This is a genomic window from Nonomuraea terrae (assembly GCF_044465245.1).
GTDB lineage: Bacteria > Actinomycetota > Actinomycetes > Streptosporangiales > Streptosporangiaceae > Nonomuraea > Nonomuraea terrae.
Genome location: NZ_JBITLL010000003.1, coordinates 943,275 through 970,237, shown reverse-complemented (window position 1 = coordinate 970,237; position 26,963 = coordinate 943,275). Strand labels below are relative to the sequence as shown.

The 26,963-nt window shown below is 72.0% G+C and carries 26 protein-coding genes; 16 read left to right on the top strand and 10 right to left on the bottom strand.

The annotated features are described in order from the left end of the window. Positions 1-40: 40 nt before the first annotated feature. The gene (locus tag ACIBP6_RS16960) at positions 41-691 is read left to right on the top strand and encodes a PepSY domain-containing protein (RefSeq protein ID WP_397053051.1); all 651 of its coding nucleotides are present in this window, start codon (positions 41-43) and stop codon (positions 689-691) included. A 212-nt stretch (positions 692-903) separates the two neighbouring features. On the opposite strand, the gene ACIBP6_RS16955 is transcribed toward ACIBP6_RS16960, so the two are convergent. Then, positions 904-1,779, bottom strand: a complete 876-nt coding sequence (locus tag ACIBP6_RS16955; protein ID WP_397053049.1) for a serine protein kinase RIO — start codon at positions 1,777-1,779, stop codon at positions 904-906. 431 nt (positions 1,780-2,210) lie between these two features. On the opposite strand from ACIBP6_RS16955, the gene ACIBP6_RS16950 reads away from it, so the two are divergent. After that, on the top strand, positions 2,211-2,771 hold the full coding sequence (locus tag ACIBP6_RS16950; protein WP_397053047.1) for a hypothetical protein: 561 nt from the start codon (positions 2,211-2,213) through the stop codon (positions 2,769-2,771). Between the two features lie 4 nt (positions 2,772-2,775). On the opposite strand, the gene ACIBP6_RS16945 is transcribed toward ACIBP6_RS16950, so the two are convergent. The 4 genes from ACIBP6_RS16945 to ACIBP6_RS16930 form a co-directional block, all read right to left on the bottom strand. After that, entirely contained in the window at positions 2,776-3,153 is a 378-nt protein-coding gene (locus ACIBP6_RS16945; RefSeq protein WP_397053045.1) for a Uma2 family endonuclease, read from the bottom strand. Positions 3,154-3,369: 216 nt separating this feature from the next. Continuing rightward, a complete protein-coding gene (locus tag ACIBP6_RS16940; RefSeq protein ID WP_132617090.1) occupies positions 3,370-3,978 on the bottom strand; it encodes a hypothetical protein in 609 nt (202 codons plus the stop codon). 282 nt (positions 3,979-4,260) lie between these two features. Further along, positions 4,261-4,884 carry a DUF4126 domain-containing protein gene (locus ACIBP6_RS16935; protein ID WP_397053043.1) on the bottom strand — a complete coding sequence of 208 codons (624 nt, stop codon included), beginning with the start codon at positions 4,882-4,884 and terminating at the stop codon, positions 4,261-4,263. Between the two features lie 18 nt (positions 4,885-4,902). Beyond that, entirely contained in the window at positions 4,903-5,808 is a 906-nt protein-coding gene (locus tag ACIBP6_RS16930) for a choline kinase family protein (RefSeq protein WP_397053041.1), read from the bottom strand. Between the two features lie 68 nt (positions 5,809-5,876). Here ACIBP6_RS16930 and ACIBP6_RS16925 point away from each other — a divergent pair, with 68 nt between their 5' ends. Beyond that, a complete protein-coding gene (locus tag ACIBP6_RS16925) occupies positions 5,877-8,240 on the top strand; it encodes an FAD-dependent oxidoreductase (protein ID WP_397053039.1) in 2,364 nt (787 codons plus the stop codon). Here ACIBP6_RS16925 and ACIBP6_RS16920 read toward each other — a convergent pair. Genes ACIBP6_RS16920 through ACIBP6_RS16910 form a run of 3 tightly spaced genes read right to left on the bottom strand, consistent with a single transcriptional unit; the run spans position 8,218 to position 10,829 of the window. Continuing rightward, entirely contained in the window at positions 8,218-8,976 is a 759-nt protein-coding gene (locus tag ACIBP6_RS16920) for a GntR family transcriptional regulator (protein WP_397053037.1), read from the bottom strand. The genes ACIBP6_RS16925 and ACIBP6_RS16920 overlap by 23 nt on opposite strands. 45 nt (positions 8,977-9,021) lie before the next feature. Beyond that, positions 9,022-10,146 (bottom strand): NAD(P)H-dependent flavin oxidoreductase, encoded by a 1,125-nt coding sequence (locus tag ACIBP6_RS16915; RefSeq protein ID WP_397053035.1) that lies wholly within the window; start codon positions 10,144-10,146, stop codon positions 9,022-9,024. A gap of 44 nt (positions 10,147-10,190) precedes the next feature. Beyond that, positions 10,191-10,829, bottom strand: coding sequence for an acyltransferase (locus ACIBP6_RS16910; RefSeq protein ID WP_132621622.1), 639 nt, complete (start codon positions 10,827-10,829; stop codon positions 10,191-10,193). 111 nt (positions 10,830-10,940) lie between these two features. On the opposite strand from ACIBP6_RS16910, the gene ACIBP6_RS16905 reads away from it, so the two are divergent. From ACIBP6_RS16905 to ACIBP6_RS16860, 10 genes are all read left to right on the top strand, one after another. Beyond that, positions 10,941-12,605, top strand: a complete 1,665-nt coding sequence (locus ACIBP6_RS16905) for a CTP synthase (RefSeq protein ID WP_397053033.1) — start codon at positions 10,941-10,943, stop codon at positions 12,603-12,605. Then, the gene (locus ACIBP6_RS16900) at positions 12,602-13,213 is read left to right on the top strand and encodes an NUDIX domain-containing protein (RefSeq protein ID WP_397053031.1); all 612 of its coding nucleotides are present in this window, start codon (positions 12,602-12,604) and stop codon (positions 13,211-13,213) included. The genes ACIBP6_RS16905 and ACIBP6_RS16900 overlap by 4 nt, the downstream gene beginning before the upstream one ends. A gap of 15 nt (positions 13,214-13,228) precedes the next feature. Further along, on the top strand, positions 13,229-14,134 hold the full coding sequence (gene xerD / locus ACIBP6_RS16895) for a site-specific tyrosine recombinase XerD (RefSeq protein ID WP_397053029.1): 906 nt from the start codon (positions 13,229-13,231) through the stop codon (positions 14,132-14,134). 122 nt (positions 14,135-14,256) lie between these two features. Beyond that, positions 14,257-15,192: a ParA family protein gene (locus ACIBP6_RS16890; RefSeq protein ID WP_397053408.1), complete on the top strand. Its 936-nt coding sequence runs from the start codon at positions 14,257-14,259 to the stop codon at positions 15,190-15,192. Beyond that, positions 15,189-16,007, top strand: a complete 819-nt coding sequence (locus tag ACIBP6_RS16885) for a segregation and condensation protein A (protein WP_132623440.1) — start codon at positions 15,189-15,191, stop codon at positions 16,005-16,007. Before ACIBP6_RS16890 ends, ACIBP6_RS16885 begins: the two co-directional genes overlap by 4 nt. Positions 16,008-16,593: 586 nt before the next feature. Continuing rightward, the gene (gene scpB, locus ACIBP6_RS16880) at positions 16,594-17,175 is read left to right on the top strand and encodes an SMC-Scp complex subunit ScpB (protein WP_397053406.1); all 582 of its coding nucleotides are present in this window, start codon (positions 16,594-16,596) and stop codon (positions 17,173-17,175) included. Beyond that, entirely contained in the window at positions 17,172-19,151 is a 1,980-nt protein-coding gene (locus ACIBP6_RS16875) for a pseudouridine synthase (protein WP_397053027.1), read from the top strand. The genes scpB and ACIBP6_RS16875 overlap by 4 nt, the downstream gene beginning before the upstream one ends. Before the next feature lie 69 nt (positions 19,152-19,220). After that, positions 19,221-19,580 carry a chorismate mutase gene (gene aroH / locus ACIBP6_RS16870; RefSeq protein ID WP_397053025.1) on the top strand — a complete coding sequence of 120 codons (360 nt, stop codon included), beginning with the start codon at positions 19,221-19,223 and terminating at the stop codon, positions 19,578-19,580. A 73-nt stretch (positions 19,581-19,653) separates the two neighbouring features. Further along, positions 19,654-20,745 (top strand): prephenate dehydrogenase, encoded by a 1,092-nt coding sequence (locus ACIBP6_RS16865; protein ID WP_397053023.1) that lies wholly within the window; start codon positions 19,654-19,656, stop codon positions 20,743-20,745. Positions 20,746-20,812: 67 nt separating this feature from the next. Further along, complete coding sequence (locus ACIBP6_RS16860; protein ID WP_397053021.1) at positions 20,813-21,961, top strand: NAD(P)/FAD-dependent oxidoreductase; 1,149 nt, start codon at positions 20,813-20,815, stop codon at positions 21,959-21,961. A gap of 59 nt (positions 21,962-22,020) precedes the next feature. Here ACIBP6_RS16860 and ACIBP6_RS16855 read toward each other — a convergent pair whose 3' ends face one another. Both ACIBP6_RS16855 and ACIBP6_RS16850 read right to left on the bottom strand, forming a co-directional pair. Further along, entirely contained in the window at positions 22,021-22,215 is a 195-nt protein-coding gene (locus ACIBP6_RS16855; protein ID WP_397053019.1) for a DUF2795 domain-containing protein, read from the bottom strand. A gap of 46 nt (positions 22,216-22,261) precedes the next feature. Beyond that, positions 22,262-23,107: a glycosyltransferase gene (locus tag ACIBP6_RS16850; protein ID WP_397053017.1), complete on the bottom strand. Its 846-nt coding sequence runs from the start codon at positions 23,105-23,107 to the stop codon at positions 22,262-22,264. Between the two features lie 113 nt (positions 23,108-23,220). Between ACIBP6_RS16850 and cmk the strand changes: the two genes are divergently transcribed. The 3 genes from cmk (at position 23,221) to aspS (ending at position 26,905) form a co-directional block, all read left to right on the top strand. Continuing rightward, on the top strand, positions 23,221-23,913 hold the full coding sequence (gene cmk / locus ACIBP6_RS16845) for a (d)CMP kinase (protein ID WP_397053015.1): 693 nt from the start codon (positions 23,221-23,223) through the stop codon (positions 23,911-23,913). Between the two features lie 39 nt (positions 23,914-23,952). Further along, entirely contained in the window at positions 23,953-25,344 is a 1,392-nt protein-coding gene (gene der, locus ACIBP6_RS16840) for a ribosome biogenesis GTPase Der (RefSeq protein WP_397053013.1), read from the top strand. 295 nt (positions 25,345-25,639) lie between these two features. Continuing rightward, on the top strand, positions 25,640-26,905 hold the full coding sequence (aspS, locus tag ACIBP6_RS16835) for an aspartate--tRNA(Asn) ligase (RefSeq protein WP_397053011.1): 1,266 nt from the start codon (positions 25,640-25,642) through the stop codon (positions 26,903-26,905). The last annotated feature ends 58 nt before the right edge of the window (positions 26,906-26,963 follow it).

Genomic DNA, 26,963 nt, shown 5'->3' with positions numbered 1-26,963 from the left:
CCTGGGACACCCTTTACCGCCGGGCGGGCAGCCAGCCTTTATGAACAAGACGATCATCGGGTCTCTGGTCGGTGCGGCGGTGCTGGCCGGAGGCTGTGCCACCGTGCAGGGAGAGGCCGACAGGGCCGCGGAAAGAGCGGGCGACCATGCCGCCGGGAGTGCCGCCGTCCGGTACACACCGACGGTGGGCACGCCCACGGCCTTCCCGCCCGGCACGCCCGCCCCCACCGACGCGCCGCCCCCGAGCCCCGGCCGCGTCGGCGCGGCCGACGTCAAGCAGGCCGGCGAGATCGCCCGGCGCGCCGTGCCCGGCTCCACGGTCATGGCCATGGAGACCGAGGAGAACGGCAGGCGCTGGGAGGTCCAGCTCGCCGGCCGGGACGGCGCCGAGCACCAGGTCGACGTGGAGTCCGGCCAGGTCGTCAGCGGCCCCGTCGCCGAGGACGGCGACCCTGAGGACAAGGCCCAGCACCTCAGGCTCCTGCGAGCGGCCAAACTCGACTACGCGCAGGCGGCCGACAAGGTCATGGCCACCGTGCCGGAGGGGCGCATCACCGAGCTGAGCCTCGACTTCGAGCAGAACAAGGCCGTCTGGGAGTCCGACGTCGTCACCCCGGACGGCGCCGCACACGACGTCGCCATAGACGCCGCCACCGGCGCGGTGATCCGCACCAACCGCCCCACCACCTGACCACCCACCCGCGTCGCGCATCCGCCCGGCCTCGGCGTGCCGGTCCCCGGCAGTGCCGAGCTCGCCGCGCAGCCGGCCGAGCCGGGCGTCGGTCCACCCCACCGCGGGCGACGGGGATCGGCACGTCGTCACGGCGACCCGGTGGATCACCGCCGGCTCTGGCGGTGACTGCCGGCCGTCCCGATCACTCTGCCCAGGCAACGCACCCATGGCTACGTGGGCAGGCCGGCCTCGCGTCGGAGCAGGGCGGCCAGGGCGTCGGGGTCGGCGGTGGGCACGCCCTTCGCGGCGAACCAGGTGGCGACGTTGCGGGCGTCGCGGTCGAGGTACGACGGGCCCGCCGGGTGCGCGATCACGTCCACGATCTGCGGCAGGTCGATGATGACCAGCTCGCTGTCGCGCACCAGCAGGTTGTACGGCGAGAGGTCTCCGTGGGCGAGGCCCTCGCGGGCCAGCGTGACCATGGCCGCGACGAGTTGCTCCCACAGGTCGCCGAGCCCGTCGGTGACCTGGGCCAGCCGGGGCGCGGCGTATCCGTCCGGGGTGCCGACGAACTCCTGCAGGATCTCCGTCCCGACGATCTGCACCGGGTACGGCACCCGAACCCCCAGCTCCCACAGCCGGCACAGCGCCTCGAACTCCGCCACCGCCCACTGCGCGGCGATCGCCTGCCTGCCGAAGGAGGTGCGGTGGGCCATGGCCCGGTTCGTCCGGTCGTCGCGGGTCCGGCGTCCCTCCAGATAGCCGGAGTCGCGGTGGAACAGGCGGTGCTCGTGCGCGCGGTAGCGCTTGGCGGCCAGCAGGCACACCCGGTCCGTGCCGGGCACGCCGCGGGTGATCAGATGGACGTCGGCCTCCTTGCCGGTCTTGAGCACGCCGAGCTCGGTGTCGACGGCGGCCAGCTCGGTGACCAGCCAGCCGGGGTACGGCCGCGGCCCCTTCGCGGTGGGTGTGCTCTGGTCCCAGGTGGACCAGCGGTCGCCTTCCGGCGGGCCGTCGCCGGCCTCGGGGGTGCTCTCCAGCCAGTCGATGTCGTCGGCGTCGAGGGCGTACTTGCCGCGGCGGCGGTGTTGCGAGTGCTTCGGCACGGTGGGATGGCTCCAAGCGTGTGGCCCACCGGCGCGCGGATCAGCTCAGCGGGCACCCGGTGGGAAGGTGTGGGACGCGGAAAACGGCACGCGGACAATCGTCGTCACGGTCTCACCCTCCCTTCACAGCTCGGAGCTCACAGCTCGGAGCTCACGGCTCGGAGCTCACAGCTCGGAGCTCACGGCTTGGAACTCACCGGTCGGAGCTCTCGGCGTGTCACGCTCGGCTCCGAGCTCACCGGCCGGTGCTCATGTCTCCCAGCCCGTGACTCGCAGCTTGTGGCTTGCGCCGATCAGCGCAAGCCGATCGGCTCGCCTGAGTATGCCGATCCCCCTCGGGACGCCGCAACCGATTAACCGCCGGCCTGCCGCGGGCCTTTCCGGTGGAAAACGCGATGCGCCGCCGATGCGGCGTTTTGTACGGTGCGATCATGCGACGATGCTCGGACTGCGGCTACTTCGAACCCGCCGGCGCACCCGACTGCGCCCGGTGCGCGGCGATGGTGGACGAGATCGTCGAGGGCGGCTGGCGGGAGTTCCTGGAGCGCGAGTTCGGCACCACCGAGCCGCCCGACGAGCGTCTCATCGCCGAGATGGTCGTCGACGAGCCGGACAAGCATCCGTGGCGCGTGGTGGACGCCGCGTACGACCGCCTGACCTGCGCCGAGTGCGGTGGCAAGCTGAGCAGGGGCCCGGCCGGTTGCGGCCCCTGCGACCTGGCGAACGGGTTCCGCTACACGGCCATCGAGGTCGACCGGCCCGGCGTGCCACCGGGCAACGAGCACTCGCTGCGGGTGAACCTCGCGGTGACGCGCCGCCCGTCCGGGGTCTCGGCGTCCGAGGTGCTGCTACGGCGCCTGTCGCTGCCCCTCCTGCTCGACGGCCACCTCCCCACCCGCGGCAAAGCCCACGCCACCAAGGCGATGGCCCGGGCGGGAGCCACCGAGGCGGAACTGGCCGCCTTCGTCTACAGCGAATGGCGCAACGCCTGAGGCCTCATTCCGCGACGTCGCGCAGGTCGATGTCGATGTCGATGTCGACGTCGATGTCGATGTCCAACCCGATGTTGGTCCGCAGCCGCTTGCGGTGGATCCCGGTCGGGACGTAGGCGCGCACTGACGGTTCCAGCTCGAAGGTGTACGCGACCGGCATGTTGTCTCCCTGCTCGATCCGCCAGAAGTGCTTGATCCCCGCGTTGGAGTATTTGATCGGTTTGGTGGTTCGATCCCGACCCTGCGACTCCTCGGAGACGACCTCCACCACCAGATGCACGTCCTCGGCCGCGAAAGACGTGATCTTGTTGCTGAACGCCGGCCTTCTGACGAGGAGGAGGTCCGGCTCGGGTCGTTCGCGCGCCCCCAACGTCACCGTCATCTCACAACGGCCATGAAATCTCCCGGCGGCCGAAACGACCGCTCGAACAGGCGCAGCATGAGCATGTGAAAGCCGGTCTGCGGCGGTCTCACGACGAGCGACCCGTCGATCAGCTCCACGTGCCGGGGCGCACCGGGAGGCAGGCGGTCGAGCAGGTCGGCGGTCCACCCGCCCGGAGGCGGGGGACAGGGCCACCGCGGTTGCGTCATGGGGGCGTCAGGGGCGGTCGTTGCGCTCTTCCATCGAACGGCGGTAGAGCTCGTCGATCTGCTCCAGCGGGTCGACGGGGGCGCTGCGGCGGGCCTCGATCTCCAGGTCGGTGCGGGAGGTGAGGTCGGCGATGCCGCTCCCGGTGTGCTGCACCTGGTCGCTCAGGAGGTCGGCGCGGATGCGGGCGCACATGGCCGTCAGCTTGGCCTGGTGCTGCCGGAGCCGGTCGAGGGTGGCGTGGTCGACGTACGGCGACAGGCGGCGCTGCTGGGCGTACATGCCGAGCTGCGCGTCGTGGACGTCGGCCTGGGCCTGCAGGTCGGCGAGCAGGCGCGGCAGGTCGCCGAGGCCCCAGCCTTCGCGCTGGGCCTGCTCGACGGCCTGGCGGGTGAGGGACACCTCGCGGCGCAGGTCGAGCCGGAGGCGCTCGACCTCGGCGGCGTCGCCTGTGCCCATCGCGTTGACGTGGGTGGCGAGCCGGGTCGAGGCCTGCTTGGCCTTCACCGCGGCCTTCTTGCCCAGCTTGACCAGCAGGTAGATGCCGACGCCCCCCAGCAGCAGGAGGAACGCGAAAATCACCAGCACGACGACGAGGAACTCGCTGATCTTCGCCACCTCCTGTTTGGGGTCCGACGCTTTGAAGGATAGCCCGCCGGAGGGCTCCCCGGCGCGGCCCGCCGAGCAAGCTCCTGCGCGATGAGGAAGGCGCCACGGACGGGCGCTCACGGGGACCGGACGCCCGCGACGCGACCGGCGAGGGCGCAGGAGGAAGCGCCGTGAGGCCCGGCGGACGAAGCCGCCGGGCCTCCGGTTCCCGCGTGAGCGTGCCAGGGGTTGGGGGCCGCGTGACGCTCACGTCGGAGCACCCACCGTAGGAGGCGGCGTGGCGGCGGCGGATCAGCCTGCCGGGGGAGGGAGGGTCAGCCCAGCGGATGAATCGCCCCTCTTGCGCGCACGCCGCCGGCGTACCTTGACGATCACCCACCACGAGAGCACGGCGAGCAGCAGCAACGCGACGATCACCAGCACCGGCGCGAAGACCGCGACCAGGCTGATGCCCAGCGAGCCGGCGTCCTCGGCCGTGCTCACAACCGGAGCCCCCACCCCCGCCGTCCCGGCGTTGACCACCGGGCGGGCCGCCGACTTCATCACGTGCACCGCCAGCGCCACTCCGATGCCGAGCAGCCACCCGGCCCACGGGTTCTCGGTCATCCAGGACGACCGCTCGAACTCGGCGGCGGCGTTCGTGGCGGAGAAGACCACGCCGCCCGAGGCCGGGCGTACGACGGTCTGGATCGCGTCGTTGACGCTGTCGACGACCGGGACCTTGTCGAGGACCGTCTCGGCGACCAGCAGCACCGCGATCACCGCGATCACGCCCCAGTTGGACAACCAGGAGTAGGCGTCGGGCAGGCGCACGGCGTCGGTGACGTTCGCGAGCACGCCCACCACGACCAGCGGGATATAGGCGTTCAGACCGGCGGCCGTCGACAGCCCCAGGCCCGTCAGAGCGGCGAGCATGCCCCCAGTTTGCCCGTTTCAGTCGGTACGCGTGGCTTCTTCCATGAGCCGTGCCAGGCCAGGCCCGGTGAACTCGGCCACCGCCCGGTCGTACTTCTCCATGCCCCACGACCAGAAGTCGAAGTCGATGCTGTCGTTGGCGCCGTCCTGGATGGAGGCCCAGAGGGTCCAGCCGTACTTGGACATCAGGCCCTGCAGCCGCGCGCGGGCGATCTTGTTGCGCAGGGGGCGGCCGTAGTAGGCGGTGACGAGCTCCTCCAGGTGGCCGAGCGGCAGGGCGGACTCGCTCCAGATGTTGCCCAGCTCGAAGCAGGGGTCGTTGTTGCCGGCGTACTCGTAGTCGATCAGCCGGAGGTGTTCGCCGTCGTCGAGGATGTTGCCCGGCAGCAGGTCGTTGTTGCACGGGACGGTGCCCTCGTCGCGGACGGCCAGGCACTTGCGGATCTCGGCGACCAGGGGCATGAAGTCGAGGTAGCGCGGCGGCAGGCGGTAGCCGCGCTCGCGCACGATCGCCAGATAGCGCCGCTGGATCTCGAACATGTCGAAGTCGCGGACGAACCTCGGCCCGGCGTGCAGCCGCCGGCAGGCCAGCGCCACCCTCGGCAGGTTGGCGGGGTCGTGCAGGTCGGCCTCGGTGAACGTGCGCCCCGGCAGGTAACCGACCACCAGCACCCCGAGGTCGGGCAGGTAGTCGTGGACCGGCGCGCCCACCCCGGCGTGCGCCGCCGCGACGGAGTTGGCGTGCTCGGCGTCGCGGTCGATGCCCAGCAGCGAGCCGTCGCTGGCCCACACGCGCACGACGTAGGAGCCGGACGGCGTGGTGACCTTGTAATTACGGTTGGTCAGCCCCCCGGGCAGCTCCTCCACGGAACGCGGGACGCCGGACAGCCGGGGGATGCGATCGAGGACCTCGGGCGCGGCCATGCTCGATGCTACTTCCGGCGCCCTAAACGGTCTAGACCTTTTGCCGGTACGCCGGTTAGTGTCCGAGAATGAGCGACTCGGCCCGCATCGTGATCATCGGTGGCGGGGTGGGCGGCGCGTCCGTCGCCTACCACCTCACCCAACTCGGCGAACGCGACGTCGTCCTGCTGGAGCGCGACGAGCTCACCAGCGGCTCCACCTTCCACTCCGCCGGCCTCGTCGGCCAGCTGCGCGCCGACCCCACGCTGACCCGGATGAACCAGTACTCCGTCGAGCTCTACCGCACCCTCGACGCCGGCTGGACGGAGTGCGGCGGCATCAAGCTGGCCTCCACGCCGGAGCGGATGGAGGAGATCCGCCGGCAGATCGGCTGGGCGCGCACGTTCGGGCTGCCGCTGGAGGAGATCTCGGTGGCCGAGGCCGTCGAGCTGTTCCCGCTGATGGACCCGGAGGGAGTGGTGGGCGCGGCGTACCTGCCGACCGACGGCCAGATCGATCCGTCCCAGCTCTGTTACGCCCTCGCCGCGCGCGCCCGTGAGGGCGGGGCGGTGATCAGGACCCGCACCCGCGTGCTCGGCGTCAAGACCGTCGACGGCCGGGTCACCGGCGTCCGCACCGACCAGGGCGACATCGACTGCGAGATCGTGGTCAACTGCGGCGGCATGTTCGCGGCCGAGATCGGCCGCATGGCCGGGGTGCGTGTCCCGATCGTCCCCATGTCTCATCAGTACGTCGTCACCGACGCCTTCCACGACCACCCCGCCCTGCCCACGCTGCGCGACCCCGACCTGCTCGTCTACTACCGGCAGGAGGTCAGGGGCCTGGTCATGGGCGGGTACGAGCGCACGTGCGCCCCCTGGACGGCCGGGGAGGGCTCCTTCGACGCGGTGCCGGCCGACTTCAACGGCCGCCTCCTGCCGGAAGATTGGCCGAGATTCGAGGAAATTTCGACATATTCCCGCATACGCGTCCCCGCGATGGCCGACGTCGGCATCCGCAAGATGATCAACGGACCCGAGGCGTTCACTCCGGACAACGAGTTCATCCTGGGCGAGACCGAGGTCGCCGGGTTCTTCGTCGCGGCCGGGTTCTGCGCCCACGGCATCGCGGGCGCGGGCGGCATCGGCAAGGTGATGGCCGAGTGGATCGTCGAGGGCGAGCCGGGCATGGACCTCTCCCACATGGACATCCGCCGCTTCGGCCGCCAGTACCGCTCCCCGTCGTACACCGTCAAGCGGGCGGTCGAGAACTACGAGACGTACTACGACATCCGCTACCCCGGCCACGAGCGGTCGGCGGGCAGGCCGCTGCGGGTCTCGCCCGCCTACTCCTGGCACCAGGCCCACGGGGCCGTCTTCGGCGAGAAGTCGGGCTGGGAACGGGTCAACCACTACGCCGCCCACGAGGAAGGGGAGGACGAGCGCCCGAGGGGCTGGGCGGGCCGCTCGTGGTCGCCCGCGATCGGCGCCGAGCACCGCGCCACCCGTACGGCCGCCGGGCTGTTCGACGAGAGCTCGTTCGCCAAGATCGAGGTCACCGGCCCCGACGCCGCCGCACTGCTGGAGTGGGTGTGCGACAACCGGGTCGCCCGGGACGTCGGCGCCGTCACCTACACCCAGGCGCTCAACAGCCGCGGCGGCATCGAGTGCGACTTCACCGTCACCCGCCGCGCCGAGGACGAGTTCCTCGTCGTCACCGGCACCGCGTTCGGCACCCATGACCTCGGCTGGCTGCGCAAGCAGGCCGCGCGCACCGGCTCCACGGCCAGGATCGCCGACGTGACCGGCCAGTACGCCTGCTTCGCCCTGTGGGGCCCGCGCGCCCGCGACGTCCTGTCCGGGCTGACGCCCGACCCGCTCGACTTCCCGTTCATGTCGGCGCGCGAGCTGACCGTGGGCGACGTGCCGGTGCTGGCGCTGCGCGTGACGTTCGTGGGGGAGCACGGCTGGGAGTTGTACTGCTCCAGCGAGTACGGTCTCGCGCTCTGGCGGACGCTGTGGGCCGCGGGGGAGCCGCGCGGGCTGGTGGCCGGCGGTTACAAGGCCATCGAGAGCCTGCGCCTGGAGAAGGGCTACCGGGTGTGGGGCGCCGACATCGGTCCGGAGACGACCCCGTACGAGGCGGGCCTCGGCTTCTGCGTCAAGCCGGACAAGGACTTCCTCGGCCGCGACGCGCTCGACCCCGAGCCGGAGCGCCGCCTGCGCTGCCTCACGCTGGCCGACCCTCGGGCGGTCGCGCTCGGCAACGAGCCCGTGCGCGTGGACGGCCGCGTGGTCTCCCGGGTCACCTCCGGCGGCTACGGCTACACCGCCCGCGCCTCCATCGCCTACGCCTACCTCGCCGCCGAGGTCGCCCCGGGCGCGGAGGTCGAGATCGAGGTCGAGGGCGCCTGGGTGCCGGGCACGGTGGTCAAGGGCCCGGTCGTTCCGTGACGCCGCTGCGCACCGAGATGCGCACCCGGTCGGGGCGGAACAGGTCGAGAGCGTACTCCACCGGCGTCCCGTCGCCCGCGTAGGCGGTGCGCTCGATCAGCATGAGCGGCGCGCCGGGTTCGATGCCGAGCTCGGCCGCCTCGCCGGGCCGGGCGATCACCGGTTCCAGGCGCTCGACCGCCGTACGCGGCTCCAGGTCGTAGCGCTCGGCCAGCAGGGCGTACAGGGAGCCGGTGAGGTCGCAGCCGAGCAGGCCGGGCAGCTCGGGGAAGTACGACCGTTCCAGCGCGACCGGCGAGCGTCCGGCCGACCGCACCCGCGCCACCTCGTGCACCGGGGAGCCCGCCGCCACCCCCAGCGCCCGGGCCGCCCCCGGAGGCGCGGGCACCGTCGCCGCGCGCCGGATCCGCGCCTCGGCCCGCAGGTGGGCGCGGCGCAGCTGCTCGGTGAACCCGGCCAGACCCGTCAGGTCGCACTCGATGCGCGGCTCCGCCACGAAGGCGCCGCCCGACCGGCCGGGCACCCGCAGCAGTACACCTTCCCGTTCCAGCGTGGCCAGGGCCTGCCGCAGCGTCATCCGGCTCACGCCGAGCCGCCCGGCCAGCTCCCGCTCGCCGGGCAGCCGGTCGCCCGGCGCCAGCTCGCCGTTGGAGATCGACTGCAGCAGCCACCGCTCGATCTGCACGTGAGCCGGTACGCCGGTGCCGCGCTCCAGCTCGGGCGGTGTCCCGACCACACGCGCATCGTAGCCCGGTATCACCCCTTTGCCCGATCCCCGGGGTCACTCCGACAGACGCCGCAGCCGTTCCACCGCGTCGCCGAACTCGCTGACCATGTCGTAGACGACCTCGCGCGCGGGACGCACCCGGTCGAGCTGGCCCACGACCTGGCCGACGAAGTAGTTGACCAGCTCCACCGCCCCCGGGTCGCCCTTCTCCGCCGCCGCGGCGATGCGCGCCATCGCCCCCTCGGCCACCAGCATCTGCAGCGGCATGCCCAGCGGCCCCGGGCTCTCCTGGCCGTAGTCCCACTCCTCCGTCCAGGCCGAGCGCAGCTGCCGGGCCGGCTTGCCCGTACGGGAGCGCGACCGCACGGTGTCCAGGGACGAGGCCGCCAGCAGCTTGCGCTTGACCGCCGGCGGCGTCTCGGCCTCCTCGGTCGTCAGCCACACCGAGCCGCACCACACGCCCTCGGCGCCGAGCGCCATCGCCGCGGCCATCTGCCGCCCGGACGCGATCCCGCCCGCGGCCAGCACGGGGACCGGCGCGATCGCGTCCACGACCTGCGGCACCAGCACCATCGTGGAGACCTCGCCGGTGTGGCCGCCCGCCTCGCCGCCCTGCGCCACGACGATGTCCGCGCCGGCCGCCACCTGCCGGCGCGCGTGCTCGACCGTGCCGACCAGCGCGGCCACCGGCACGCCCGCCTCCCTGGCCTTGGCCACCATCTCGGGCGGCGGCGGCCCCAGGGCGCTGGCGATCAGCCCGATGCGGTGCCGGAGCGCCACGTCGATGAGGCTCGTCGCGCCCGCCGCGGTCACCCGCCTGCCGAACTCGTCCGCCACGGCGGTCAGGGGCCGTCCCGTGGCGCTGACGCCGTACTTGGACAGCAGGTGGGTGACGAAGTCGCGGTGCCGGTCGGGGACGGCGTCCATCAGGTGGACGCCCCGGTCGTGCGCGGAGGGGTCGACCTTGCCCGGCACGAGCACGTCCACGCCGTACGGCCGGCCGCCCACCCGCTCGTCGAGCCAGCTCAGCTCCGTGTCGAGCCGCTCGGGCGAGTACGCGACCGCGCCCAGCACCCCGAACCCGCCCGCGTTCGTGACGGCGGCCACCACGTCGCGGCAGTGGCTGAAGGCGAACAGCGGCAGCTCGATGCCCAGGCGCTCACAGATGGGGGTGCGCATGAACAGACGCTAGTCGCCAGAACAGGGTTCGGTCCATCCCCCGATCAGACGTCCAGCGAGACGGGGGAGTGCCAGCCCAGCTCGGGGGAGTAGCCGCGCACCCGCCGGGCCGGGACGCCGGCCACCACGCTGTGGTCGGGGAACTCGCCGCGCACCACCGCGCCGCCCGCCACCACGCACTGCCTGCCGAGCGTCGTGCCCGGCAGGATGATCGCGCCCGCGCCCAGCCACGAGCCCGAGCCGATCGAGACCGGGCTGTTGCGCGGCCACTGCCGGCCGATCGGCACGTCGGGGTCGTCGTAGACGTGGTTCTGGTCGGTGATGTAGACGTACGGCCCCGTGAAGACGTGGTCGCCGATGTCGATCGACTGGTGGGCCACGATGTGCGAGCCCCTGCCGATCGAGCAGCTCCCGCCGATCCGCAGGATCGAGCCGGGGCCCAGGTCGACCCCCGGCCCCATGCCGCAGGAGATCGACACGCGCTCGCCGATGAGCGTGTGGTCGCCGATCTCGATCCACGGCTCACCGAAGATCGCGCCAGGGGGGAAGGCGATGCTGACCCCGTCGCCGATCCGGCGGAAACGGTAACCCGCCGGGGTGGCCGGAGTGATCGCACCGGCGTGGCGGATCGCCGCGTAGGCACGGTGAATCAACGCGCCCAAAGCCCGCCGTACTACTGACATAGGGACCAAAGTTACCGCTAGGTCCAGACCGTTCGGGCATGTGAGGGGCGTTGTTTGATATCCTGAGAGCCCGTGGACACTTCGACCACACCTCGAGCCACGGGAGCCCCTTTGCGCAGCGCATCGCAAACCAAGCATCTGTTCGTCACCGGCGGTGTCGCCTCCAGTCTCGGCAAGGGGCTCACGGCATCCAGTCTCGGCCGCCTGCTCAAGGCACGGGGTCTGCGGGTCACCATGCAGAAGCTCGACCCCTATCTCAACGTCGACCCCGGCACCATGAACCCGTTCCAGCACGGCGAGGTGTTCGTCACCGACGACGGCGCCGAGACCGACCTCGACGTCGGCCACTACGAGCGGTTCCTCGACACCGACCTGCACGGCTCGGCCAACGTCACCACCGGCCAGGTCTACTCCAACGTCATCGCCAAGGAGCGGCGCGGCGAATACCTGGGCGACACCGTCCAGGTCATCCCCCACATCACCAACGAGATCAAAGACCGCATCCGGGGCATGGCCGGTCCCGAGGTCGACGTGGTCATCACCGAGGTCGGCGGCACGGTCGGCGACATCGAGTCGCTGCCGTTCCTGGAGGCCGTCCGGCAGATCCGCCACGAGGTCGGCCGCGACAACGTGTTCTTCCTGCACGTCTCGCTGCTGCCGTACATCGGGCCGTCCGGCGAGCTGAAGACCAAGCCCACCCAGCACAGCGTGGCCGCGCTGCGCAGCATCGGCATCCAGCCCGACGCGATCGTGCTGCGCTCCGACCGGTCCGTGCAGACGTCGATCAAGCGCAAGATCAGCCTGATGTGCGACGTGGACGAGGACGCCGTGGTCTCCTGCGTGGACGCCGCCTCGATCTACGACATCCCGAAGGTGCTCCACTCCGAAGGGCTCGACGCCTACGTCGTGCGCCGGCTCGGCCTGCCGTTCCGCGACGTCGACTGGAAGGAGTGGGAGCAGCTGCTGCGCCGGGTGCACCGGCCGGCGAAGGAAGTCACCATCGCCCTTGTTGGGAAATATATTGATTTGCCGGATGCGTACCTCTCGGTCACGGAGGCCCTGCGGGCCGGCGGGTTCGCCAACGACGCCCGCGTGAACATCCGCTGGGTCAAGAGCGACGACTGCGAGACCCCCGAGGGCGCCGAGCGCGAGCTCGACGGCGTCGACGGCGTGCTCATCCCCGGCGGCTTCGGCGTACGCGGCATCGAGGGCAAGATCGGCGCCATCCGCCACGCCCGCGAGAACAAGGTCCCGCTGCTCGGCATCTGCCTCGGCATGCAGGGCATGGTCATCGAGGCCGCCCGCCACATGGCCGGCATCGCCGGCGCCAACTCCGCCGAGTTCGACCCCGACACCGAGCACCCGGTCATCTCCACCATGGCCGACCAGGAAGACGTCGTCGCCGGCGAGCGCGACATGGGCGGCACCATGCGCCTGGGCAGTTACACCGCCAAGCTGGCGGAAGACACCCTGGCCCGCCGGCTCTACGGCGGCAAGCCCACGGCCGACGAGCGCCACCGCCACCGCTACGAGGTCAACAACGCCTACCGCGAGCAGCTCGAACGGGTCGGCCTCGTCTTCTCCGGCCTGTCGCCCGACGGCCGCCTGGTCGAATACACCGAGCTGCCCACCGACGTCCACCCCTTCTTCATCGGCACCCAGGCCCACCCGGAGTTCCGCTCCCGTCCCACGCGGGCCAACCCGATGTTCAAGGGCCTCGTCGGCGCCGCCCTGGTCTACGCCGACAGCCGCGTGGGCGCCCGGGTGGGCCAGTGAGGATCGAAGACACGCCCGAGGCGTGGGATGTGGTCGAATCGAGACATCGATTCACCGGGCACGTCATCCAGGTCGTCACCGACAGCGTCAAAATGCCTGGTGACGAGGTCGCCGACCGCGACTACGTCGTCCATCCGGGAGCCGTCGCCGTGCTGGCGCTCGACGAGCGGCAGCGCGTCCTGATGATCCGCCAGTACCGCCACCCCGTCCGCCGGTTGTTGTGGGAGCTGCCCGCCGGGCTGCGCGACGTCGAAGGCGAGCCGCTGGCCGAGACCGCCGCGCGCGAGCTGGCCGAGGAGGCCGGCTACCGCGCCGCCACCTGGCACACACTGCTCGACCTGCGCTCCTCGCCCGGCATGACCGACGAGCGCATCCGGGTGTTCCTCGCCCGCGACCTGACGGAGATCCCCGAGGAGGAGAACGGGTTCGTCCACCGCCACGAGGAGATCGGCATGCCGGTCGAATGGGTGCCGCTGGACGACGCGGTCCAGAAGGCCCTCACGGGAATGATCCACAATTCCCCGGCCGTGGCCGGTATCCTCGCCGCATATGCGGCTTCGGCTGAGGGGTTCGCCTACCTGCGCCCCGCCGACGCCCCGGAGGCGTGACGGAAGGACCTGTTCGTGGAGGCAGTGCTCTCCAGCTATCTCGCCCATCTCGCGGTGGAACGGGACCTGGCTGCCAACACGCTCGCGTCCTACCGTCGTGACCTGCGCCGATACGTCGAGCACCTGCGCGGGCGCGGGCGTCTGCGGCTCGACGAGGTGGGGGAGGACGACGTCCAGGCCTTCCTGGCGGCGCTGCGCGAGGGCGACGGCGACCACCCCGCCCTCGTCGCCAGCTCCGCCGCCCGCGCCGTCTCGGCCGTGCGCGGGCTGCACCGCTTCGCCCTGCGCGAAGGGGTCACGAGTCACGACCCCGCCCACGAGGTGCGCCCGCCACGCCAGCCGCGCCGCCTGCCGAAGGCGATCGCCGTCGACGAGGTGGAGCGGCTCATCGCCGCCTCCGGTCCCGACGGCGCGCCGCTGACCCTGCGCAACCGCGCCCTCCTGGAGGTCCTGTACGGCACCGGCGCCCGCATCTCCGAGGCCGTCGGGCTGGCCGTGGACGACCTGGAGGACGACCAGGTGCGCCTGCGCGGCAAGGGCGGCCGCACCCGCGTCGTGCCCCTGGGCCGCTACGCCCGCTCCGCCCTCGACGCCTACCTCGTACGCGCCCGTCCCGGTCTGCTCGCCCACGGGCGCGGCACGTCCGCCGTCTTCCTCAACGCCCGCGGCGGACGGCTGACCAGGCAGGGCGCCTGGGAGGTGCTCCAGGCCGCCGCCGAACGAGCCGGACTCCACGGGATAAGCCCTCACGTACTCCGGCATTCCTTCGCAACCCATCTCTTGGACGGCGGCGCGGACGTTAGGGTGGTCCAGGAGCTGCTCGGTCACGCCTCGGTGACGACCACGCAGGTCTACACCCTGGTGACGGTCGACAAGCTCCGCGAGGTCTACGCCGCGGCGCATCCGCGTGCGCGGCAGTGATCTATAGTCTTTGGGCGTACGCCACCCTCCGGCGTGCCGCCTTGCCGCGTTAAGTGGCGACGCCATAGTGTCCGTCCGGACGGTCCGGTTCGGGATCGTCAGGGAGGTTCGAGCTGGTGACTGTGGAGACCAAGGGTTCGACCCCGGGGACCCCCGACAACCCCTGGGGCGACACGAAGACCAACGCGCCTTCCAAGGGCGTCAACCTGGGCCCGACGCAACGGCCCCGACCGGTGTTCCCCGAGCCGGTGCCCCCAGCGGTGCACGGTCCGGCGCGCGTGGTCGCGATGGTCAACCAGAAGGGTGGCGTCGGCAAGACCACGACCACCATCAACCTGGGGGCCGCACTCGTCGAATACGGCCTCAAGGTGCTGCTGGTCGACTTCGACCCGCAGGGGGCGCTCTCCGTCGGCCTGGGCATCAACCCGCTCCAGCTCGACCTGACCGTCTACAACCTGCTGATGGAACGCGGCGTCACCGCGGAAGACGTCCTGATCGAGACCGGTGTCGACGGGCTCGACCTGCTGCCGAGCAACATCGACCTGTCTGCGGCCGAAGTGCAGCTGGTCACCGAGGTCGCCCGCGAGCAGGTGCTCGGCCGCGTGATCAAGCCGTTGCTGCCGCACTACGACGTGTGTCTCATCGACTGCCAGCCGTCGCTCGGCCTGCTCACGATCAACGCACTCACCTGCGCGCACGGCGTGATGGTGCCGCTGGAGTGCGAGTTCTTCGCCCTGCGCGGCGTCGCGCTGCTGATGGACACGATCAGCAAGGTGCAGGAGCGGCTCAACGAAGACCTCGAGATCGAGGGCCTGCTCGCCACCATGTACGACGCTCGCACCCTGCACGGCCGCGAGGTGCTGGCCCGGGTCGTGGAGGCGTTCGGCGACAAGGTGTTCCACACGGTGATCAACCGTACGGTGCGTTTCCCCGACGCCACGGTCGCCGGTGAGCCGATCACGACGTTCGACCCGTCGTCGCTCGGCGCGAACGCCTACCGTGAGCTGGCCCGCGAAGTGCTCTCGCGCTGGCCGGCGCCTGCCACAATGGCCAGGTGACAGCAGAGCAGACCGAACCCCAAGGCTTCCAGGTCCACCTGGACGTCTTCGAGGGCCCGTTCGACCTGCTGCTCGGCCTCATCGCCAAACACAAGCTCGACATCACCGAGGTCTCGCTCTCCAAGGTCACCGACGAGTTCATCTCCTACATCCGGTCCCGCGGTCCCGAGTGGGACCTCGACCAGACCAGCCACTTCCTGCTGGTGGCCGCCACCCTCCTCGACCTGAAGGCCGCCCGCCTGCTGCCCACCGGCGAGGTGGAGGACGAAGAGGACCTCGCGCTGCTGGAGGCCCGCGACCTGCTGTTCGCGCGGCTGTTGCAGTACAAGGCGTACAAAGAGGTGGCGAAGGTCTTCGCCGGGCGGATGGCGGAGGAGGCGCTGCGCTTCCCCCGTACGGCGCCGATGGAGGAGCAGTTCGCCAACCTGCTGCCCGAGCTCATCCTCGGCATCGGGCCCGAGCAGCTCGCCCGCATCGCGGCCAAGGCGTTCACGCCGAAGCTGCCGCCGACGGTCAGCATCGGTCACATCTACCAGCCGCTGGCGAGCGTCAAGGAGCAGGCGTCCATCCTGGTCATGCACCTGCGCCGGCTCCGGCGGGCCACCTTCCGGGCGCTGGTCGCCGACTGCGAGGGCACCTTCGAGGTCATCGCGCGGTTCCTCGCGGTGCTGGAGCTGTTCCGGGAGTCGGCGGTGTCGTTCGAGCAGATCGAGCCGCTGGGCGATCTGCACGTGACCTGGACCGGCTCCGACGACGGGGACGTCGCGGTGGGCGACGACTACGAGGAATCCGCGGAGAAACCATCTGATGACTGACGACAACCCCCTGCCCAACCCCCGCAAGTCCCCGGATTCCGACCCTCCGTTGCCCGCCTGGATGACTCTCCCTGGCTCCCTCGTCCAGCCGAGCGCCCCTCCTGTGGAGGACGACCCGCTGCTGCCCGAGGACCAGGCGGACACCGATGACCGCTCGGCCGGCGACCTCCGGGACGTCGCCGACCTCCACGGAGCCGAGGGCGTTTCGGGCCTTCAGGGTGCCGGCGACGCGGAAGCCGGCCCTGCCCCGGTTGAGGCGACGGTGGCTGGTGACGCCGGCCCCGCCGCGCTGCTCTCCGACACCGTGCAGCCGGAGGTCCAGCCCGGAGAAGGGGCGGCCGACCCGGTGACCGGTGTCGGGGCGGAGGAGGCGGCGGCTGACGGGTCGTCGGGGGCCGGGGCCGAAGACGCGGGCGCGACAAAGGTCGCCGAGCCCGCCGGGGCCGGCGACTTCGGCGAGCCGAACGGGGCCGTGGGCTTCAGCAAGCCGGGCGGCGCTCTCGACTCCGCCGAGGCGAGGGGGATCGCCGGCGAGGACGTGTTCGCCGGTGTGGATCTGCCAACCGGGGTGGACCTGCCCGCTGGTGTGGACCTGCCCGTTGACGATGACGGGCCCGCTGTCGCGGCGCCGCCGTTGGAGGCGGCGTTGGAGGCGATCCTGATGGTCGTCGACGAGCCCGTCGCCGAGGTGACCCTCGCGCAGGTGCTGGAGCGGCCCACCCACGAGGTCGCGGCGGCCCTGCGCGGCCTGGCCGCGGAATACACCGCCTCCGGGCGGGGTTTTGACTTGAGAGAAGTGGCGGGCGGCTGGCGTTTCTACACCCGTGCCGACTGTGCGCCCCTGGTCGAGCGGTTCGTACGCGACGGCCAGCAGACGCGGCTGACCCAGGCCGCGCTGGAAACCCTCGCGGTCGTGGCCTACCGGCAACCGGTGAGCCGTGCCCGCGTCGCCGCCATCCGCGGCGTCAACAGCGACGGCGTCATGAGGACGCTCGTCGCCAGGGGGCTGGTCGAAGAGGCCGGCACCGACCCGGAGAGCCAGGCAGTGCTCTACCGGACAAGCTCATACTTCCTTGAACGTCTGGGACTGCGGGACCTGAGCGAGCTCCCCGAGCTCGCGCCCTTCCTCCCCGACGACGTGGAAAACCTCGAGGAGACAACACAGTGATCAACAGGCGCAGCACCCCGTCCGGTGATGGACGCGGTCGTGGACGTACCGGCGGCTCCGGCCGAGACGGACGTCCCGCCTTCCGCTCCGGTGACGCCCGTGGCAACCGCGGGGGCTCCCGCGGTGACGAGGGCGCCCGCCGCGGCGGCTTCCGTGACAACGACTTCCGTGACGACAACGCCCGTGGCGGCTACCGCGACGAGGGCCCCCGAGGCGGTGCCGGGCGAGGCTCGTCCCGCCGCGACGACTCCCGTGCGGGCGACTCCCGCGGGGCCGGCGGACGCGAGGCGTCCCGCCGGGACGACTTCCGCGGCGGAGCCCGCGACGGCCGCGACGCCCTCCGCGTCGACCGGGGCGGATCCCGCGCCCGGTACGGCAGGCGCGATGGCGACACCGACCGCGGCTACCCGCGTGACGCCCGCCCTGCGCGCGACGATCGTGGTCCGCGCGGCGATCGCTTCACCCGCGACGACCGCGGCCCACGTGACAATCGCTTCGCGCGCGACGACCGTCCCGCACGTGACGACCGTCCTGCACGCGGCGACCGTTTCACCCGTGACGACCGTCCCGCACGCGGTGACCGTCCCGCACGCGGCGACCGCTTCACGCGCGATGACCGGGGCTACTCGCGTGACGCCCGCCCTGCGCGCGACGACCGCGGTTCGCGTGACGCCCGCCCTGCGCGCGACGAGCGCGGTTCACGCGGCGACCGTTTCACGCGTGACGACCGGCCCGTGCGCCAGGACCGCTTCGCGCGCGACGACCGGCCCGCACGGGACGACCGCTTCGCGGGCGGTGACCGTGGTGGCCAGGGCTCGCGGGGCAACGACCGCGGGTACCGTGAGAACCCGTACGCCCGGGACGACCGACCCTCTCGCGGTGACCGGGACGACCGGTACGGCCGTGGTGAGCGCCCGGACCGTTACGGGCGCGAGCAGCGTACCGAGCGTGATGACCGGGGCGGATTCCGGGCCGGACGTGGCGGGCGGCGGGACGACGCCGCGGGTGTCGGCTCTGCGCGCGCCCGCTACGGCAGGCGCGACGCCGACGAGCGCGCCCCCCGCGACGACCGGCGCGCCCCGCGCTCGCCCCGTCGCGACGACGTGCAGACCGTCGGCGGCAGGCGGCAGGAGTCGCAGCCGCCGGTCGGCAGCCCCCAGCAGGCCCGGGTGAAGGCCAACCGGCAGCCCCTGCGCGACCGCGACCTCTACCCCGAGGGCTACACCGACGAGCGCGACACCACCGAGGTCCCCAACGGCGTACGGCTGCAGAAGGTGCTCGCCCAGGCGGGTGTCGCCAGCCGCAGGGCCTGCGAGGAGATGATCGGCGACGGCCGTGTCACCGTCGACGGCCAGGTGGTCCGCCGCTTCGGCGCCAAGGTCGACCCGGCCAAGCAGGTCATCCACGTCGACGGCAAGCGCATCCCGACCGCGCCCGACCTCGTCTACTACGCCCTGAACAAGCCCATCGGCGTCGTCTCCACCATGAACGACCCGCAGGGCCGCCCGTGCCTGGCCGACTACGTCGAGGAGCTGGCGCCGAGGCTGTTCCACGTGGGCCGGCTCGACACCGAGACCGAGGGCCTGCTGCTGCTCACCAACGACGGCGAGCTGGCCAACCGGCTGACGCACCCCAGCTACGGCGTGCAGAAGAAGTACTGGGCCAAGGTGCCGGGGCCGATTTCGCGCGATCTCGGCCGCCGCCTCAAGCAGGGCATCGAGCTGGAGGACGGCATCGCGAGGGCCGACAGCTTCACCGTCGTGCAGGAGCACGGCCAGCAGGCGCTGGTCGAGGTCGTCCTGCACGAGGGCCGCAACCACGTCGTACGGCGGATGCTGGAGGAGTCCGGCCACCGGGTGATCGACCTGGCCAGGATCGAGTTCGGGCCGGTGAAGCTGGGCCGGACGAAGCCGGGCACCGTCAGGGCGCTGACCCTGAAGGAGGTCGGCGACCTGTACGCCGCGGTGAAGTTGTAATCTGACCGGACGCAGGAGCCCGTGCGCACTCCGCACGGGCTCTCCGGCTATCGAAGGGGACGATTCCACATGGTGTGGGCGATCCGCGGGGCGATCCAGGTGGACGCCGACGACCGCGACGCGATTCTCGCCGGGACGACCGAGCTGGTCAACGCGATCATGGAGCGTAACGAGCTCACTCCCGACGACGTGATCAGCGTGCTGTTCACGGCCACCCCCGACCTGACGGCCGAGTTCCCCGCGCTCGCGGCGCGCAAGCTGGGCTTCCACGAGGTGCCGCTGATCTGCTGCACCGAGATCGGCGTGCCAGGCGCGCTGCCGCGCGTCGTACGGCTCATGGCCCACGTCGAGACGGACCGCCCGCGTTCGGAGATCAACCACGTCTATCTGCGGGGTGCGGTGGCACTGAGGCAGGACATCGCGCAGTAAGCTGCGCAAAACAGATCATGCAGGCGGGGCGCGCCCCGAGGCCCCGTCCACCGAACAGCCTTCAGGAACCAAGATGGATCTACGAACCGTGCTCGTCGTCGGCACCGGCCTCATCGGCACGTCCACGGCGCTGGCGCTGCGCAAGCGGGGAGTGCGGGTGCTGCTCGCCGACCGCGATCCGGGAGCTGTACGGCTGGCGCGGGAGCTCGGGGCGGGCGAGGAGTGGCGTCCCGACGGCGGCGAGCCGGTCGGGCGGGCCGACCTGGCGATCATCGCGGTGCCGCCGGCCCACGTGGCCACCGAGCTGCTGGAGCTGCAGCGGATCGACGCCGCCCGGTTCTACACCGACGTCGCCAGCGTGAAGGCCGAGCCCATCCACCGGGCCGCGCAGCTCGGCTGCGACCTGTCCTCCTACGTCGCCTCGCACCCGCTGGCCGGGCGCGAGAAGTCCGGCCCGGGGGCCGCGAGGGCCGATCTGTTCCTCGGGCGGCCGTGGGCGCTGTGCCCGACGGAGGAGGCCGACCCGGAGGCGCGGGCGGCCGTGCTGCGGCTGATCGAGCTGTGCGGGGGCAACGCGGTCGAGGTGAACGCCACCGACCACGACCGTGCCGTCGCCGTGGTCTCCCACGCGCCCCACGTGGCGGCCGTCGCCGTCGCCGCCCGCCTGGCCGACGCCACCGACGTGGCGCTCGGCCTGGCCGGCCAGGGCGTACGCGACGTCACGCGCATCGCGGGCAGCGACCCCGGACTGTGGCTGGGCATCCTGTCGGGCAACGCCTCCCCGGTCGCCGAGGTCCTGGAGGCCGTGGCCGGTGACCTGGCCGACGCCGCGAACGCCCTGCGTGCCCTGGCCGAGGGCGACGGCACCGCCACCAACGAGATCGTCCAGCTGCTCAAGCGCGGCGTGGCGGGCCACGACCGCATTCCCGGCAAGCACGGCGGCCCCGCCCCCGCGTACGCCGTCGTCCAGGTCGTCATCGGCGACCGTCCCGGTCAGCTGGCCCGGCTGTTCCAGGCGTGCGACGAGGTCGGCGTCAACGTCGAGGACGTCCGCCTGGAACACGCCCCCGGCCTGCCCCTGGGCATCGCCGAGCTGTCGGTCGAGCCCGACGCGGCCGTCACGCTCACCCGTGCGCTGCACGAGCGGGGCTGGCAGGTTCCCTAGGAGCCGATGTCACATCCGCGCCTCCTCGATTCGTCTTCACCGGCGAACGACCTTCAGGAGGCACGCAATGACTCACATCCTGGTACTGGGCGCAGGCTACACCGGCGTCGCGGCGGCTCTGCGGGCCGCGCGCGGGACCCGTCGGACGGGCGGCAGGGTCACGCTGGTCAACGCCTCGCCGAGGTTCACGCAGCGGCTCCGCCTGCACCAGACGGCGGCGGGGCAGCGGCCGGCCGAGCATCTGCTCGCCGACGTGGTCGCCGGCTCCGGCGTCGAGCTGGTGCTGGGCCGGGTGGCCGCGCTCGACCCCGCAGCGCGTGAGGTCCGGCTCGACGACGGCCGCGTGCTCGGCTACGACAAGCTCGTCTACGCCCTCGGCGCCGTCACCGACGCCTCGGTCCCCGGCGTGGCCGAGCACGCGTACGTCTACGACCGCCACGACCAGGCCGTACGGCTCGCCGAACGGCTCGGCTCCCTCACGGGCGGCACGGTGGTCGTGGCCGGCGGCGGGCTCACCGGCGTCGAGTCGGCCACCGAGATCGCGGAGTCCCACCCCCGCCTGCACGTCGTCCTGCTGAGCAGGGGACGGCCGGGCGCCATGATGGGGCCGGCCGCGCGGACGTACCTGGACCAGGCGCTGGAACGGCTCGGCGTCGAGGTGCGCGCGGGCGTGCAGGTGATGAAGGTGCTCCCGGGCGGCATCGAGCTGGCCGGCGGCGAGCACCTCGACGCGGCGGCCACGCTCTGGACCGCCGGCACCCGCGGCCTGCCCCTGGCCGCCGCGTCCGGGCTGAGCGTGGACACGCGCGGCCGGATCGTGGTGGACGCGACGCTGCGCTCGGTGTCCCACCCCGACGTGTACGCCGTCGGCGACGCCGCGGCGGTCAGCCAGCCGTTCGGGGTCCTGCACGGCACCTGCCAGGGCGGCATCCCCATGGGCCTGCATGCGGGCGACGTGCTGGCCGACGAGCTGCGCGGCAGGACGCCGAGGCCGTTCAGGTTCGGCTATTTCCACCAGCCGCTCAGCCTGGGGCGGCGGGACGCCGTCATCCAGTTCACCCGGCCGGACGACAGCCCGCGCCGGTGGTACCTGACCGGGCGGCTCGCCGTGGCCTACAAGGAGGCCGTGAGCAGCAGCCCGTTCCCGACGTTCCGGATGCTCAAACGGGGTCTGGTGCCCGTACGGGCGTTCGCGCTCACCGCCGGGCTCGGATGACGGGAAAGGCGCGGATGACGAAAGGCGCGGCGGGCGAGCCCGCCGCGCCTCCATGATGTCTAGCGTTTGGTGACCGCCTCGCTGACGGCGTTCGGGCCGTCGTACTCGCGGTCGGGCATGGCCTCCAGAGCCTGGACGATCTCGTTGCTCGCGTTGTGGTCGCGGGCGGCCTTGATGAGATCCTGCTTGCTCGCGGGGTAGTCCACTCCGCTGAGGTGTTTCTGCAGGTCGATCGGATTCGGTGCAGTGCTCATGCCCCCCTTGCTGCCCCCACCCCGGGGGAGGTAACGACGTGCGCCGTCAGCCGGGCCGCTCCAGGACGCGCCGCGCCCGCTCCACCGCGACCGGCAGGCTCCGCCGCTCGGCCAGCGCCCGGGGCAGCCGCGGCACCGCCGTACGCAGGCCCTCCCAGCCGGCCGGGCCGCGGCGCAGGGCGTCCAGGGAGCGCCGTGCCACCACCCCCCACGGGCGGCGCAGCACAGCGGTGAGCACGGCGTTGCGGGTGGCCAGCACCTGCCGGCCGCGCGGGTCCTTCGGCGGCGAGGGATGGTGGTGTGCCACCACGTCGTCCACGTACGCCAGCCCCCAGCCCTTCGCGGCCAGGTCCACCGCCAGCCGCTCCTCCTCGCCGAAGAAGAAGATCACTTCGTCGAACCCGCCGGCCTCCAGGAAGGCGTCCCGGCGCACCACCGCCCCGCACGCCAGGAACCCCAGCACGCTCGGCCCCGGCAGGTCGGACTCCACGCCGAGCGGCGAGTCGCGCATCTGCTCCGACACCGTGTCCAGCCGCTCCTGCGGACCGACCAGCACGCGCGCGCCCAGCACCGCCAGCCGGGGATGGGCGTCCAGCACGTCCGCCGCCCGCTCCAGCGCCCCTGGCGCCCACCAGGAGTCGTCGTCGGCGAAGGCCACGTACGGGGTCTTCGCCTGCTTGACGCCGATGTTGCGCGCGGGCGCGCCCAGGTTGACGCCCGCCTCCACGACCTCGACGTCGGGGAAGTGGCGGCGGACGAACGCGGGAGTGCCGTCCGCCGAGCCGTTGTCCACGAGGATCACCGGGCGCGGGTGCAGGAGCAGCGTACGGGTCAGCGTCCGTAGCCTGTCCTTGGTCGCCACCACCACCGTGACCCGGGATCCGTTCCTCACATGGTGTCACTTACCGCCCGCCGGTCCCTTAGTCATCCGCAGTGGCTGGATCGCCGACCGAGCGGGACACGGTAGCCTCTTCGCGTCGGACAAAACGTGAAGAGGGAGAGGCCGTGACCGGTCTGGTCGTCGCCATGGACGGTCCTTCGGGGTCGGGTAAGTCGAGCGTGTCGCGCGGGGTCGCCCGGGCGCTGGGCCTGCGTTACCTCGACACCGGGGCGATGTACCGCGCGATGACCTGGTGGATGCTGAGCCAGGGCGTCGACCTCGGCGATCCCGCCACGATCGCGGCCCGCTGCGTCGAGCCGTCCATCGAGCCCGGCACCGACCCCGACGGTCCCACCATCCACGTCGACGGCGTCGACGTGGGCGGGCCGATCAGGCAGGCCGACGTCACCGGCGCGGTCTCCGTCGTCGCGGCCGTGCCCGAGGTACGGGTGCGGCTGGTCGCGTCGCAGCGCGAGATCATCGGCGCCGGCGGCATCGTGGTCGAGGGCCGTGACATCGGTACGGTCGTCTGGCCCGACGCCCCCGTCAAGGTCTACCTGACGGCGAGCCCCGAGGCCCGCGCCCGCCGGCGCAGCGCCGAGGTGGCCGGCTCGACGGTGGAGGCGCAGCAGCAGGCCATGGCCCGGCGCGACGCGCTCGACTCGACACGCAAGACCGACCCTTTGTCGATGGCGGCAGGCGCCGTCGAACTCGACACCACCGCGCTGACTCTCGACGAGGTCATCGCCGAGGTGTTGAGGCTGGTCGCGGAGCAGGCTTCCCTGAGTGGCCGCGACCAGATACACGAGCGCACCTGACCCGATCGGGTGCGGGACTCACATTAAGGACGAAATATCGTGTCTACGGGGGACTGGGTCGAGGCCGACCTCGACGAACTTGAGATCACCGAGCACGGCGACGAGGCTCCGCTGCCCGTCGTCGCCATCGTGGGGCGGCCCAACGTCGGCAAGTCCACGCTGGTCAACCGCGTCATCGGCCGCCGCGAGGCGGTCGTGGAAGACGTCCCGGGTGTCACCCGCGACCGCGTGACGTACGAGGCCAACTGGCGTGGCCGCCGCTTCACCGTGGTCGACACCGGCGGCTGGGACCCCGACGCCACGGGGATGAACCTGCGCATCGCCGAGCAGGCCCAGGTCGCCGTCGAGCTGGCCGACGTGATCGTGTTCGTGGTCGACGCCACCGTGGGCGCGACCGACGCCGACGAGACCGTGGGCTCGGTGCTGCGGCAGTCCGGCAAGCCGGTCATCCTGGCCGCGAACAAGGTCGACAACCAGCAGATGGAGCTGGAGGCGGCCGCGCTGTGGTCGCTCGGGCTGGGCGAGCCGTACCCGGTCTCGGCCCTGCACGGGCGCTCCAGCGGCGACCTGCTCGACGTGGTGCTCGAGGCGCTGCCCGAGACGCCCGAGGTCACCTTCGACGCGCAGCGCGGGCCCGCCCGCGTGGCGCTGCTCGGCAAGCCCAACGTCGGCAAGTCCTCGCTGCTCAACAAGCTGGCGGGGGAGGAGCGCGTGCTCGTCGACCCGATGGCCGGCACCACCCGCGACCCCGTGGACGAGCTGGTCGAGCTGGGCGGGCGCACCTGGCGCTTCGTCGACACGGCCGGCATCCGGCGGCGCGACCGCGAGCTGCAGGGCGCCGACTTCTACGCCGCCATGCGCACCCGCGCGGCCCTGGAGCGCACCGAGGTGGCCGTCGTGCTGATCGACGCCAGCGAGCCGCTCACCGAGCAGGACCTGCGCATCATCGGCCTGGTCATCGAGTCGGGCCGGGCGATGGTGGTGGCGTTCAACAAGTGGGACCTCGTCGACGAGGACCGCCGCTACTACCTGGAGAAGGAGATCGACCGGCAGCTCGTCCGCACCCCGTGGGCGCTGCGCGTCAACATCTCCGCCAAGACCGGCCGCCACGTCGACCGGCTGGTGCCGGCGCTGGAGAAGGCGCTCGACTCGTGGTCCACGCGGGTGCCGACGGCGCGGCTCAACGCGTTCCTCACCGAGCTGGTGCAGCAGACGCCGCCGCCCGTCCGGGGCGGCAAGCAGCCGAAGATCCTCTTCGCCACGCAGGCGTCCGTCGAGCCGCCCAAGTTCGTGCTGTTCACCTCCGGCTGGCTGGAGGACACCTACCGGCGCTTCATCGAGCGGCGCATCCGTGAGGAGTTCGGCTTCGCCGGCTCGCCCATCGAGGTCACGATGAAGATCCGCGAGAAGCGCGGCAAGAAGGAGAAGTAATCGTTTTGCCGCCGGTCCCGGGTGATCGTAGGATCGGCGGCAACACGTCGACGGAGACGAGTAGCCAGCGGACCGCGCAGGTCCAGAGAGCCGCCGGTAGCTGCGAAGGCGGTCCCGTGCCCCGCCGGTGAAGACACTCCCGAGTGCGGGGAGGAAATGCCCCGCCGGTCTGACCCCCGTCACAGGGTCCTTCGAGGCCGCCTCCTCCGCGAGGCGGCGAAAGTGCGGTGGCACCGGGAGCTCCCTTCTCCCCCGCACTCCCAAGGGGTCATGCAATTCCTCGTGAGGAGCTGTAATGATCTCTCGTGTCCTGTCGGCGGAGCTCGCAGAGCACGCCGGGCAACGAGTGACGATCGCCGGCTGGGTCCATCGCCGCCGGCGGCTGAAGTCCGTGTCCTTCCTCATCGTCAGAGACCGCAGCGGCCTGACCCAGGCGGTGGCCGCGTCCGGCGACCTGCCTCCGGAGGAGAGCGTCGTCAAGGTCACCGGTACGGTGGCCGCCGGCTCCCAGGCACCCGGAGGCTACGAACTGGTCTCACCCGAGATCGAGGTGCTGGCGCAGCCGAGTGCGCCGCCGCCGTTCGACCTCTACCGCCCCGTGGTCTCGGCCGCCCTGCCGACGGTGCTCGACCACGCGCCGGTCGCGCTGCGCCATCCGATGCTCCGGGCACCCCTGGAGATCTCGGCCGCGAGCGTGGCCGGGTTCCGTGAGGCGCTCGACCGGCTCGGCTTCACCGAGATCCACACCCCGAAGATCGTCGGCTCGGCCACCGAGTCGGGCGCGAACGTCTTCGGCATCGACTACTTCGGCCGGCCCGCATACCTGGCGCAGTCGCCGCAGTTCTACAAGCAGGCCATGGTCGGGGTGTTCGAGCGGGTCTACGAGGTCGGGCCCGTCTTCCGCGCCGAACCGCACGACACCGTACGCCACCTCGCCCAGTACACGAGCCTCGACGCCGAGTTGGGCTTCGTGCGCGACCACCGGGACGTGATGGCGGTGCTGCGGGAGGCCGTCGCGGGCATGCTGGAGTCGGTACGCCGCCGTGCCCCGGGCGCGCTCGACCTCCTCGGCGTCATACTGCCGGAGGTGCCCGCCGAGATCCCGGCCGTGCACTTCAGCGAGGCGCAGCGGCTGACGTCGTCCTCCGAGCCCGACCTGTCGCCGGAGCAGGAACGGTGGCTGTCGGAGTGGGCGATGAAGGAGCACGGGTCGGAGTTCCTCTTCGTCACCGGCTACCCGATGGCCAAGCGGCCCTTCTACACCCACCCCGACCCGGCGCGGCCCGGCTACTCCAACGGGTTCGACCTGCTGTTCCGCGGGCTGGAGCTGGTGACGGGTGGGCAGCGGCTGCACCGCTACGACGACTACGTGCGCGCCCTGGCCGCCCGGGGGGAGGGCACGCAGGCGTACGAGGGGTATCTGCAGGCGTTCCGGTACGGGATGCCGCCGCACGGCGGGTTCGCGCTCGGGCTGGAGCGATGGACGGCACGTCTGACAGGCGCCGCCAACATCCGGCAGACCACCGCCTTCCCCCGCGACCTCCACCGCCTCTCGCCGTGACCTCCCCGCGGCCCTGAGCGGTAAAGCCACCGCGGCCCTGGGCGGACAGCCCCGGGGC